The organism is Fructobacillus parabroussonetiae, assembly GCF_018437265.1.
Classification (GTDB): Bacteria; Bacillota; Bacilli; order Lactobacillales; family Lactobacillaceae; genus Fructobacillus; species Fructobacillus parabroussonetiae.
The window spans coordinates 49,700-62,595 of the sequence record NZ_JAAMFL010000003.1; the positions used below are offsets into that span (position 1 = coordinate 49,700).

10 protein-coding genes and 1 tRNA gene are annotated in these 12,896 nt (G+C 46.4%); 10 read left to right on the plus strand and 1 reads right to left on the minus strand.

Annotated features, from left to right (window positions below):
* Window positions 1-147: 147 nt before the first annotated feature.
* The 4 genes from hrcA to G6R30_RS01770 all read left to right on the plus strand — a co-directional run bounded on the left by hrcA (window position 148) and on the right by G6R30_RS01770 (window position 4,720).
* Window positions 148-1,182 (plus strand): heat-inducible transcriptional repressor HrcA, encoded by a 1,035-nt coding sequence (gene hrcA, locus G6R30_RS01755; protein ID WP_213820881.1) that lies wholly within the window; start codon window positions 148-150, stop codon window positions 1,180-1,182.
* Window positions 1,183-1,197: 15 nt separating this feature from the next.
* Window positions 1,198-1,773: a nucleotide exchange factor GrpE gene (gene grpE, locus G6R30_RS01760; RefSeq protein WP_213820883.1), complete on the plus strand. Its 576-nt coding sequence runs from the start codon at window positions 1,198-1,200 to the stop codon at window positions 1,771-1,773.
* 98 nt (window positions 1,774-1,871) lie between these two features.
* On the plus strand, window positions 1,872-3,728 hold the full coding sequence (dnaK, locus tag G6R30_RS01765) for a molecular chaperone DnaK (protein ID WP_213820885.1): 1,857 nt from the start codon (window positions 1,872-1,874) through the stop codon (window positions 3,726-3,728).
* An 89-nt stretch (window positions 3,729-3,817) separates the two neighbouring features.
* Window positions 3,818-4,720, plus strand: coding sequence for a DnaJ C-terminal domain-containing protein (locus G6R30_RS01770; RefSeq protein ID WP_213820887.1), 903 nt, complete (start codon window positions 3,818-3,820; stop codon window positions 4,718-4,720).
* 64 nt (window positions 4,721-4,784) lie between these two features.
* Here the strand turns inward: G6R30_RS01770 and def are convergent, their stop codons facing one another.
* The gene (gene def, locus G6R30_RS01775; RefSeq protein WP_213820889.1) at window positions 4,785-5,360 is read right to left on the minus strand and encodes a peptide deformylase; all 576 of its coding nucleotides are present in this window, start codon (window positions 5,358-5,360) and stop codon (window positions 4,785-4,787) included.
* A gap of 189 nt (window positions 5,361-5,549) precedes the next feature.
* Here def and G6R30_RS01780 point away from each other — a divergent pair, with 189 nt between their 5' ends.
* The 6 genes from G6R30_RS01780 to G6R30_RS01805 all read left to right on the plus strand — a co-directional run bounded on the left by G6R30_RS01780 (window position 5,550) and on the right by G6R30_RS01805 (window position 12,880).
* A complete protein-coding gene (locus tag G6R30_RS01780) occupies window positions 5,550-5,825 on the plus strand; it encodes a UPF0223 family protein (RefSeq protein ID WP_213820891.1) in 276 nt (91 codons plus the stop codon).
* Window positions 5,818-6,615 (plus strand): inositol monophosphatase family protein, encoded by a 798-nt coding sequence (locus G6R30_RS01785; RefSeq protein WP_213820893.1) that lies wholly within the window; start codon window positions 5,818-5,820, stop codon window positions 6,613-6,615. Before G6R30_RS01780 ends, G6R30_RS01785 begins: the two co-directional genes overlap by 8 nt.
* 53 nt (window positions 6,616-6,668) lie before the next feature.
* The gene (gene typA, locus G6R30_RS01790) at window positions 6,669-8,510 is read left to right on the plus strand and encodes a translational GTPase TypA (protein WP_213820895.1); all 1,842 of its coding nucleotides are present in this window, start codon (window positions 6,669-6,671) and stop codon (window positions 8,508-8,510) included.
* A gap of 52 nt (window positions 8,511-8,562) precedes the next feature.
* Window positions 8,563-8,652: transfer RNA gene (locus G6R30_RS01795), tRNA-Ser, on the plus strand.
* A gap of 472 nt (window positions 8,653-9,124) precedes the next feature.
* Window positions 9,125-9,475, plus strand: coding sequence for a hypothetical protein (locus G6R30_RS01800; protein WP_213820897.1), 351 nt, complete (start codon window positions 9,125-9,127; stop codon window positions 9,473-9,475).
* A 432-nt stretch (window positions 9,476-9,907) separates the two neighbouring features.
* Window positions 9,908-12,880, plus strand: coding sequence for a type I restriction endonuclease subunit R (locus tag G6R30_RS01805; protein ID WP_213820899.1), 2,973 nt, complete (start codon window positions 9,908-9,910; stop codon window positions 12,878-12,880).
* Window positions 12,881-12,896 lie beyond the last annotated feature (16 nt).

Here is a 12,896-nt window from a genome sequence, read left to right on the forward strand (position 1 = left end):
CTAGCCAGGAAAGGGCTTTTTTAAATGATTTAGCACTCATATAAAAAGAGTGCTAAAAGGGGTTGCATTCTGTCGAACAATCCGTATAATAAGAATTAGCAGTTGAGTTAATCGAGTGCTAATTAAAGAAAGGCAGGCTGCTTGGACGTGTTAACGGAAAGACAGAAGCGGATTTTAGCCGCTATCATTTACCAGTACACTCAAACGGCCCACGCCGTCGGATCGAAAACTTTACACGATCAGCTTGACTTGGATGTCTCGCCCGCGACGATTCGCAATGAGATGTCCAGCCTTGAATCGGCCGACCTGATTAAGAAGTTGCATACTTCTGCCGGTCGTGTCCCTTCTTTAGAAGGTTACCGTTACTACCTGGACCATTTGATGGGAAAGGCAGGGGTGTCGAATGAAGAGATTGCTTTGGTGGCCAAGCAGATTCGGGGAAACTTTCACGAGTTAGACGAATTGCTTGATCAAACAGCCAAGCTACTGGCAAAGGAAACGGGACTCACGGCTTTGGTCTTAAAGCCAAAACCGATTAACTTGAAGATTTCATCCTTCCAGTTAATTCCGATGGAGAACCGGCAGGTGATTGCCGTTCTTGCCACCTCGGATGGCAAGGTGACGTCACAGACTTTCCGTTTGCCAAAGGAGTTGCCCCTCGATTCATTAGCGGGCATGGTGGCTTACATCAATGCACAGATGGTCGGTCGGCCGGTTCACGAAGTTCTCTCTTTGATGACTTCTGAACAGCTGCCGGTTCTGCTGTCGCGTAACATTGAAAGCCCGGCGGCCTTTCTGCAACTCTTCGGCGATGTCTTGGCCCGCTCCGTTTCGGAAACGGTTCATCTCGGTGGTCGCCTCAATCTTTTAGAGGTGGCAGACGATGCCTATCTTGACATCAAAGCTGCCCGGAAGGTTTTGGAGCTCTTTGATTCGCCGGATGCCGTTCGTCACTTAGCGAAGGCAAAGAAGAACGAAGTCAACATTCGCTTAGGCGATGAATTGCACACGCCGGTCTTACAAGACTTTGCCATGTTGTCGACGGCCTTTACCGTCGGACAAGATGACGCGGGTGTGATTGCCTTAGTTGGACCAATGCGCTTGCCATACGCGGAACTTTCGCGTTTGCTTTCGGCATTTGCCCAAGCACTGGATGCCAAACTCATTGAATATGTTAGTTAGATAAAGGAGGCTGTCGTGGCCAAGAAAAATCAAGAAGAACAAGTCCAAGAAGAAATCAAAGACGAAGAGGAAGCACAGGACTTTGCAGGGGAAAACCCCGAAGAAGTGACGAGTGAATCCACTGAGGCGGAAGAAGTTGATCCACTGGCTGACATGAAGCAACAGTTGGCCGACAAGGATGACGATTTGCTGCGTGCACAGGCCGAAATCCAAAACATCCAAACGCGTAACGCGCGTGAACTGGCAAACATTCGAAAGTATGACGGTCAGAAGTTGGCCGAAGCCATTTTACCGGTTGTTGACAACTTGGAACGTGCCTTGGCCGTCGACGTTGATGGTGATGACAAAGTCGCCCAGATTCACAAGGGTGTTGAAATCACCTTGAAGACGCTTAAGTCCGCTTTGACAGCCAACGGCATCGAAGAAGTTGGCCAGGTCGGTGACGACTTTGACCCACAGACGATGCAAGGTGTTCAGACGGTGCCTGCCGAAGACGACCAAAAGGCCGATCAGGTGGCGAACGTCTTGCAAAAGGGCTATGTCTTACAAGATCGTGTCATTCGACCTGCAATGGTTGCGGTTACACAGTAAGTTAACTTACATAGTATGATGCATGGTGATTCAGCGTTTAACGCACCACACCGAAAAAAGCTAAAAATTGTTAATTAAAAATGGAAAGGGTATCGAATATGTCAAAGATTATTGGTATTGATTTAGGAACGACGAACTCTGCAGTTGCTGTTTTGGAGGGTGGTAAGCCAAAGATTATCACCAACCCTGACGGTGGCCGGACAACGCCATCCGTTGTCTCATTTAAGAACGGCGAAAGCCAAGTTGGTGACGTGGCAAAGCGCCAAGCCATCACAAACCCCGACACGATTTCATCAATCAAGTCACACATGGGGGAAGCAAATTACAAGGTAAAGGTTGGCGACAAGGAATACACGCCACAAGAAATCTCAGCGATGATCTTGCAGTACATCAAGGGCTATGCTGAAGATTACTTGGGTGAAAAAGTCGACCAAGCCGTTATTACGGTCCCTGCATACTTTAACGATGCACAACGTCAAGCAACCAAGGATGCTGGTAAGATTGCCGGTTTGAAGGTTGAACGAATCATCAACGAACCAACGGCTGCTGCTTTGGCTTATGGTATGGACAAGTTGGACAAGGACGAAAAGGTGCTTGTTTATGACTTGGGTGGTGGAACCTTTGATGTTTCTGTCCTTGAATTAGGTGATGGTGTCTTCGAAGTTTTGTCAACAAATGGTGATACACACCTTGGTGGTGATAACTTCGATGCTAAAATTATCGATTACTTGGCCGATGAATTTAAGAAGGAAAACGGCATTGATTTGAAGCAAGACAAGTTGGCCTTGCAACGTTTGAAGGATGCTGCTGAACAAGCAAAGAAGACGTTGTCTTCTGCAACCGAAGCACAAATCGACTTGCCATTTATCGCTTCTGGTGACCAAGGCCCATTGCACTTGCAGACATCATTGACCCGTGCAAAGTTCAACGAATTGACGGCTGACTTGGTTAAGAAGGCGGAGCAACCAGTTTTGAACGCTTTGAAGGATGCCGGCTTGTCATTTGATGACATCGACGAAGTCATCCTGAACGGTGGTTCAACTCGTATCCCAGCCGTTCAAGAATCAGTTAAGAAGTTGACGGGTAAGGAACCAAACCACTCCATCAACCCTGATGAAGCCGTTGCCCTTGGTGCCGCTGTTCAAGGTGGTGTGATTACTGGTGACGTGAAGGACGTTGTCCTCTTGGATGTAACGCCATTGTCACTTGGTATCGAAACCATGGGTGGTGTCTTCACGAAGTTGATTGATCGTAACACGACCATCCCAACGTCAAAGTCACAGGTCTTCTCAACGGCCGCTGATAACCAGCCAGCCGTTGACATCCACGTCTTGCAAGGTGAACGCTCAATGGCGGCCGACAACAAGACTTTGGGTCGCTTCCAGTTGGCTGACATTCCTGCAGCCCCACGTGGTGTCCCACAAATCGAAGTGACCTTCGATATCGACCGTAACGGAATCGTGAACGTTTCTGCTAAGGACCTTGGTACGCAGAAGGAACAAAAGATTACCATTCAAGCTGCCGGTGGATTGTCTGACGATGAAATCGAAAAGATGATGAACGACGCTAAGGCAAACGAAGAAGCCGACAACAAGAAGAAGGAAGCCGTTGAAACGCGCAACAACGCCGATCAATTGATCTTCCAGACGGAAAAGACTTTGGAAGAAGTTGGCGACAAGTTGTCAGAAGACGACGTTAAGCCAACCAAGGATGCTTTGGAAGCCTTGAAGAAGGCCAAAGAAGACGCCAAGGATGAAAACGCCGACTTGACTGACTTGAAGGACAAGTCCGATGCCTTGTCAAAGGTTGCCCAAGAATTGGCTGCAAAGCTTTACCAACAAGCACAGGCCGCTCAAGGTGCTGCTAATGGTCAAGAAGCTGGTCAAGGACAAGCGGGAAACGATGACACGGTCGATGGCGACTTTGAAGAAGTCAAAGACGACGACAAGAAGTAATTAAGAAACGCTCGTCCAGCTTTTCAATACAAAGAACAGGCTAGGGGAACCTAGCCTGTTGTACATACTAAGAAATAAAGGAGCTGCTTGTGAATAATACGGAATTTTATGATCGACTCGGGGTCTCAAAGGATGCGAGTCAAGACGAAATTAAAAAGGCATACCGAAAATTATCCAAGAAGTACCACCCCGATTTGAACCATGAACCGGGTGCCGAGGATAAGTACAAGGAAGTACAAGAAGCCTGGGAAACCTTAGGGGATCCGAAGAAGCGTCAGCAATATGACCAATTTGGTTCAGCTGGTGCACAGGGTCAAGGCGGCTTTGGTGGCTTTGGCGGTGCACAAGGTGGCTTTGGTGGTGACTTCTCCGACTTGGGCGATATCTTCTCGCAGATGTTTGGCGGTGGATTCCAACAGGATCCAAATGCCCCTCGCAAGGGACGTGACTTGCAATACCGGATGCAGCTGACTTTTGAAGAGGCCATCTTTGGTACGGAAAAGCACGTGAAGTACACGCAGTCCCAAGGCGATGCTAAGCAACACGAAGTCAAAGTCAAGGTGCCGGCTGGTGTTGAAACGGGTCAGCAAATGCGCTTGGCTGGTCAGGGAGAAGCTGGTGTAAACGGTGGCCCTCACGGTGACCTGTTCGTTGTCTTCTCTGTTGGCGCGTCTAAGGAAGGCTTTGAGCGTGACGGTGCTGATATCTACGTTGAGCAAGATATCGACTTTATCACGGCGGCAATGGGTGCCGAGATTCCTGTAAAGACCGTTCACGGGGATGTTAAGCTCAAAGTGCCAGCTGGTACGCAAAACGGCCGTCGTTTCCGTTTGGCCGGCAAGGGTGCCCCTCGTCTTCGCGGTGCAGGCTTTGGAAACGAGTACGTCGTGATTAACGTGACGGTGCCAACCAAGCTAAACAAGGAGCAGAAGGCGGCTTTGCAAGCCTTCGCTGAAGCTTCTGGTAAGGCCAAGAAGGGCATGTTTAAGTAAAAAATTAAAAAAGTCGCTTGGAAATTTTTCCAAGCGACATTTTTTTAGCAGCAAATCGTTTTTATTACACGTACTTTGTGTTGTCATCAACCTGCCATGGCTGGGCCTTATCGATGTGATCGTAGTAAAGCTTGCCGTGAAGATGGTCAATCTCGTGTTGGAAGACGATGGCGGGGTAGTTGCGCAAGGTCTTCTCATAGGTATCCCCGTTTTCATCTTGGTAACGAACCTTGATTTTCTTTGAGCGGGGAACAAAGCCGGGCACGTCCTGGTCAACGGAGAGGCAACCTTCACCGGTTTCGAGTGCCGTGCGGCCAACAGTCTCAGAAATAATGACCGGATTATAGATGACGCCCTTGAAGTAGGGTTCTTCATCTTCTTCGGCTGGGTCTTCGGAAGGAATCAAGATGGCGGCCATTTGTAAGGATTCGCCGACTTGGTTTGCCGCAAGGCCAACACCTGGTCGTAACCCGTATTCTTCGTTTGCTTCGGGGTCTTGTGAGACGACTAAATAGGTCATCATATCTTCGGCCAGTTGGCGGTGTTCGTCCGAGAGTGGGAAGGGGACCTTTTCAGCTTGCTTGCGCAAAACGGGGTCGCCATCCTTTGTAATCTTGTCCATGGTAAAGCGAATGGTCATGGTACTTGCCACCTTTCTTTTCATCCTTTCTAGTATAGCAAAAAAAGCGACAGAATGGGAAGATTGGCCGGATGAATCGTGGTCGGCTGAGGGCGTGCTCATCGGTACTTTTCCTTTTTTGCTTGAGTAGAAAAGCGACTTTTTTCTTGGTAAACTGGGGATAAGGAAAAGATGAAAGAGGTTTTGTCGATGGCAGAGAACTATCAGCTTCCAATCGATGGTAATTGGGATGTGGCCGACATGGTTGCCGTGTCCGAATTGGTCGATGCGGTGTTACAGGTATACGAAGGCGGTTGTGAGCGAGCGCAATTGCTCGAAGCTCATCGAGCTTTTACAAAAGTCATGCCGGCAAAATCAGAGCAAAAACGGTTCGATCGGGACTTTGAAGAACAAACCGGTCGTTCCATTTACCAGACGGTCAAAATGGCCAGAGAATCGGATAAGCGGGTGATTAAAGGTGCTTGATTTATCATCAACCAAGGGACTGCAGCAAATTGACCGCGAGGTGTCTTCTTGGATTCGAACATTGGCGGATGAAACCAAAAAAGCCCGGGCGGGCCAGGCCCTTCATGTTTCTTATAAAGAAGGTGATAAGCGCAATTTGGTGACCGATTTGGACAAGTCCAACCAGCGAGCGCTCATCGAAAAAATTCAGGCTTTCGATCCAACAGCTCACTTTGTTTGTGAAGAAGCGGGTGAGGCACGCGCCGAATCGATGGCTGGTCACGTTTGGTTCGTTGATCCGATTGATGGGACCCTAAATTTTGTTTTAGAGGACCGGGATTATGCCATTATGGTGGCTCTGTATGACGATGGGAAGCCCGTCCTCGGTTGGATTTATGACGTGCCCGAAGGGCGACTTTTTCATGGGGGAAAGCAAACGGGAGTCTATCTGGATGACCAACCGCTTCAGGTTGTGGCCAACACGGCCTTGGCTGATTCGGTGGTGATCGTTTCCGGCCGTCGTCTCGTCTTGGGTCAAAAGCCTTATGGCCAGATGGCAAAGGAAGCCCGCGCATTTCGCGTATTCGGCTCAGCGGGTATTTCATTTACAAGACTTTTGACGGGTTCTGCCCAGGCTTACTTATCCAAGTTATCGCCATGGGATTTAGCGGCTGGTCGCGCCCTGGCGGAAGGGCTTTCTTATGAAGTAAAAAACCTTGACGGCACTAGCCCGAATATGCTATTATCAAACTCAGTATTAATCGCTACAAGCAGGATACATCGCGAGGTAGTCAAGATGGTGAAAGACTAGGGGATAACTCCTAGTCTTTCTTGTGAGTAGCAAGGATAAAGGAGCACAAGAAATTGGCAAAACTTCGCGAAGATATTCGTAACATCGCTATCATCGCCCACGTCGATCACGGAAAGACGACGTTGGTGAACGAAATGTTGAAGCAGTCCGACACCATGGACGCCCGTAAGGAACAATCATTGGGTGACCGTGCAATGGACACGAACGACATCGAAAAGGAACGTGGAATCACGATCCTTTCTAAGAACACGGCTGTCCGTGTTGGCGACAAGCAAATCAACATCCTGGATACCCCAGGTCACGCCGACTTCGGTGGAGAAGTTGAACGTATCATGGGAATGGTTGACGGTGTTCTCTTGGTTGTCGATGCCTTTGAAGGTACGATGCCACAGACTCGTTTTGTTTTGAAGAAGGCCTTCGAACAACACTTGACACCAATCGTTATCGTCAACAAGGTGGACCGTCCGGGTGCCCGTCCTTCAGAAGTTGTGGACGAAGTCTTGGACTTGTTCATCGAATTGGGTGCGGATGAAGATGACTTGGACTTCCCAGTGATCTTTGCCTCAGCCATGAACGGAACGACTTCATTGGATCCTGAAATTGACACGCAAGAACACACGATGAAGCCAATCTTTGATACGGTCTTCGAAACGATTCCTGCACCTGTTGATAACTCAGACGAACCTTTGCAGTTCCAAGTGGCAATGTTGGATTACAACGACTTTGTTGGTCGTATTGGAATCGGACGTGTTCAGCGTGGAACGATCAAGGTCGGCGATAACGTGACCGTGATGAAGTTGGATGGTACGACCCAAGACTTCCGCGTTACGAAGTTGGCTGGTTTCATTGGTTTGGATCAAGTTGAAATCCAAGAAGCCAAGGCCGGTGATTTGATTGCCGTTTCTGGAATGGAAGACATCAACGTTGGTGAAACGGTTGTTGATCCTGCTCACCCAGACGCCTTGCCATTGCTTCGTATTGACGAACCAACGTTGCAAATGACTTTCCGTCAAAATGACAGCCCCTTTGCTGGTCGTGAAGGTAAGTTCGTGACGGCGCGTCAAATCGAAGACCGCTTGCACCGCGAATTGCACACGGACGTTTCGCTCCGTGTTGAAGATTTGCCAAAGGCTGGTACTTGGTTGGTATCTGGTCGTGGTGAATTGCACTTGTCAATCTTGATTGAAAACATGCGTCGTGAAGGCTTCGAATTGCAAGCTTCACGTCCACAGGTTATCTTTCGAGACATCGATGGTGTGACGTCAGAACCATACGAATCCGTACAAATTGATACGCCTGATGAATATTCATCATCTGTTATCGACTCATTGAACCAACGTAAGGGTGAAATGCAAAACATGGAATCCGTTGGTAACGGTCAAACTCGTTTGACTTACATGGCGCCTTCACGTGGTTTGATTGGTTACGCAACTGAATTTATGACGGCAACACACGGTTATGGTATCTATAACCACACGTATGCAGAATACCGTCCAATGGTTAAGAATTGGGAACCAGGCCGTCGTAACGGTGCCTTGGTTTCAATTAACCAAGGACAAACGACCAACTACGCCATCATGGGTGTTGAAGATCGTGGCCAAATGTTCGTTGGTGCCGGTGTTGATGTTTATGAAGGTATGGTCGTGGGTATGAACGCCCGTGATAACGATATCTCCGTTAACGTTACGAAGATGAAGCCACAGTCTAACGTTCGTTCATCGAACAAGGACCAAACGGCCTCAATCAAGACACCACGCGACATGAACTTGGAAGCATCGCTTGAATTCTTGAACGATGACGAATACGTCGAAGTAACGCCTGAAAATGTTCGAATCCGTAAGGAAATTTTGAACACTGGTGAGCGTGAAAAGGCTGCCAAGCGCAAGAAGAAGTAACTAAATCTTGTTCGCCCTGGATTATTCATGATATAATCTTAGGGCGGTTAATGGAGATATGGCACAATCTGGTACTGCAGCGGACTCGAAATCCGTCGAGCCGTCGTATGGCGGTGTGCGGGTTCAAATCCCGCTATCTCCTTGAGACATTTCAAGAGAGGTCAAGAGGGCTCAAAAAGCCTGGTCTTGACCTCTTTTTGTTTTTTAGGGTTGCTATGAATTGCTATAGATTGCAAGCAAAATAACACATTTTTAACACATTTTTTTATAGCGGGGATGCTATCGAGGACGGCCTTTGTGCCGTCTTTTATTTTGCAAAATAACACATTTTTAGCACAAATACGCCGAATTTGAGTTGAACCTGTATCTGCGGTACTGATTTGGTACTTTAGTATCTAACAAAGACAATCAAGAAAGTCTGCCAGTTGTGGCAGAAAATGAATCATCCCCAAATTGTCCAGTAGTGGACAACTAACAACTACGTCTGTTATATTTGCGGTGTGTTTACATCCACAAACCTACAGACCTCCGTGTTTTCAAACACGCTGGTGCACCGAACCAGTGCGTCAGATAAGTCCTGTATAATTGTCTTAAAAGTCTTTGTGGGGGATGACATGAACAAAAGGGAAATACTCCGAGAATACTTTACCGGTTGCAATGGCTGGACGTTGGAGAACATCGAACAATTAAAACGGGCAGGCTTTAATAATCGTTTTGCAGAAGAGAACTGTAACTTGTGGGAAGAAATACATCGGACGCTTGACCCGTATGTGGCCACTCTACCCTCTGAAATCGTACAAATGCAACACGACCACTACAAGTACCGTAAACCTTTTGGCGAGTATTACAACATAGTAGCGCCTACGGCCGTGATACAAGAGGTCAACAACGAGCTGAACAGGTTGGCCAAGTCGATCAAGTTATCAGAAAGAGCCAAGGGCGGTAAATTGATTATGATGAAGTAATACTAGAGGCAACAAACCTTAAATAAATACGCCATATAAAGCCCGTATAGGCTTTTTAATTTGTTCTAGTATGATTGGACGTAAATAGTTAAAAAAGTCTGTAATAGCGCGTAAATATATACGCTATGGAAAGGATTAGTCGGTAGGTGTTTTATTTATTAAGATTAACAAAATTCTATTGCTTTGATATTCTGAAAACTATACGATTAGCTAAGGTAACAGGAATCTAGGAGTGTAATAAATGAATGAGAATACACCAGCAATAAGATTTAAAGGATTTACTGACGATTTGCAATCAGGATTATGGTGAAAAAAAGGTGACGAAAAAAACAACCTGAACCTAGAAGCAAGGTGGATTGACAACTTAAACCCAACAAATAGTAGCGTTTTGGTAAATCGTTCCAAATAAAAAAAGAAAAGAAGAGCAGATAAATGGCGGAAGATAAATTTGAACAAGCTGTGATTGAAAAACTACAGAGTGAAGGCTGGGACTACCTGAAAGAATATTCTGGTGTACCGGCTGATCGACTATATGACCACTGGCGAGATATTCTGAATGCCAACAATCGTAAACGACTAGAAGACACCCCATTATCTGATAATGAGTTTGAACAAGTGAAGTTGGAACTGGCAAAAAATAAAACGCCGTATGATGCACAACTCATGTTGGCGGGTGCGGGTGGTGTTGGAACCGTCCCATTGAATCGTGATGATGGCACACAGCTGGAACTCGAGATTTTCTATGGTGATGAAGTGGCTGGTGGACATTCACGTTATGAAGTCGTTAACCAAATTACGTTCACGGATTTAGCAACTAGTCTAAGTTCTAAGCGCCGGATTGATATTATGTTGCTGATTAATGGGCTACCGGTTGCTCATATTGAAGAAAAAGATGAGTCCTTGCAAAACCAATGGAATGCGTTTGAACAGTTCCAAAAGTATGACGGTGACGGTATGTACACGGGACTCTTTTCTTTTGTGCAAGTCCAGTTTGTTCTATCACAAAATTCAGCGCACTATTTTGCAAGACCAAAGAATAGTGACTTTTACAACCGTGATTTTGTCTTTGGCTGGCGTGATGACGCGGGTCAGGATGTCACGAATACAATGACCTTTATTCATGGGGTGATGGGTATTCCAGCTTTACACCGCTTAGTAACCGTGAATATGATTCCAGATGCAGCCAACGATAATTTAATGGTCATGCGCTCATATCAAATTCAAGCAACCCGTCAAATTTTAGATCGTATGCGTGAAATGGATCAAAATGACTTAGTTGAAAAAGAAGGGGGCTATGTCTGGCACACCACTGGTTCTGGTAAAACGGTCACATCATTTAAAGTGGCGCAACTACTTGCTTCACGACCTAGGGTTGAAAATGTTTTGTTTATTGTGGATCGGGTTGACTTAGTTAATCAGACCTATGAGAATTTTAAATCCTTTGCCTATAAGACCTTTGAAAATCGGATTCAAGTGGTGAATGGGAGTGAACTAAAGCGTGCTCTTAAGCACGATAACACGGCCCATATCTATTTGATTACGGTACAAGGCTTGGATAAGGCCATTAAATCAGGTCTAGCCTCTAATAAGCGGATGGTTATTTTAATGGATGAGGCCCACCGATCAGCCAGTGGTGATGCCGTCAGCCGAATTAAACAGGCCTTACCGAAAACCACTTGGTTTGGGTTTACAGGGACGCCTAATTTTTATAGCGACGAAGTACATGACGTGAAAACCTCTAAGGATGTTTCAACTTATGATATTTTTGGGCCGCGTTTACACCGTTATACGATCAAGGACGCTATCGGTGACGGTAACGTGCTTGGCTTTGATGTGACCTATTATGAGACTGATTTTGAACACAATATGGATAGTGATTTAACGGAAAAGGAACTGGAAAAAGAAGTGTATGCCAGCCTGCCATTCCGAAAAGCTGTTGTGGAAGATATTCAGCGTAATTGGGCTACGAATGCTAGCGGACCGATTAACATGGGGGTCCGTGAGCCGAATCAATTCCAAGGTATGTTAGCCGTATCAGGTAAGCAAGCCGTTGCTTCTTATTACAGTCTCTTTAAGCAACTAGCCCCTGAATTACGGGTCGCTATGACGTATTCTCGCGATGAAGCCAATGGAACGGGGGCGTCAGACTTACAAGCTGCTTTAAAGCAAGCGATGCAAGACTATATGGATCGCTACCAAACCCGCAATTTCTTAGAGGACAAGGACCCACAACGGGCGTACCTCAATGATATGACCAAGCGCATTGCCCGTAAGAAACCTTATAACAAGGGTAATGATGCCGATCGATTGGACTTGATTATTGTGTCAGATCAATTATTAACGGGCTTTGATTCAAAATTCGTTAATATCATCTACATGGATAAGATTTTGGGTGAAGGGCCCCTGATTCAAGCAATGTCACGAACTAACCGGACGATTGATAAGACAGCTAAACCGCATGGAAAAGTGCGTTTTTATCGTCAGGGTGCGGTGATGGAAGAAAAAGTCAAGGATGCGTTGGTTATCTATACCAAAGGGGGCAATGATACCTTAGCGGATGCGGGTAATACCCCGGATGATCAGGAACAAAAAGAGTTGTTTGATGACGGAATTTTGGCGCCTAAGGCCGCTGATAAAATTATCGACTTGAACCCTCAAATCAAGCGTTTGCAGCAGTTAGCAGGCGATGATTTTTCACAGATGCCACGTTCTGAAAAGGAACAAGTCGAGTTTGCCGTGACAGCGGCACAAGTCAACTCGCAAGTCCAACAGCTAGTGCAACAAGGGTACGTTTTGGGAAACACTGTTGATGGACCGGATGGACCTATTACACTAGGCATTGAGAGTGCCACGCAGCTCAGCTCACTGCAGGCGCGCATGAACGATGTCAACGAGGTTTTGCCACCGGACAAGCAAGTTGATTTAACGAATATCAAGCTGGTGTTGCAATCATTTGCGAATGAAATTATTGATTACGATAAACTAGTCGATTTATTGAATGCGTATATGGATGAAACCAGTGTTACCAACCGTGCCGCTGTTGAAGAGCATGTACAGCCCTTAGATCAAGATAATCGTGAAGAGATTGGGCAAGTCTTAGATGGCATTGAGAACGGGGAGTATCAGGAGCATTTTACGACTGAAACACTCAAGTCAGTCCGTAAGGCGATCCGCACTGCGCAACAAGACTTAAAAATTTACAAGTGGGCAGCCGACCATGATTACAATGGGAACGATATTCTAGCAGCTTACGAGCTATACCGCCCTGGCATCGCGTTAGTTGATAACACGGCGCTGAATCAATATTTACAAGACTTAGAGAGTCGCTTGGACATTGGCTTCTTTGAGCTAGCGGACTTTGAAGAGTCACTACTGAACTACTTTGCTAAAATCACCAAAAAATAAATTATTTATTATAGAA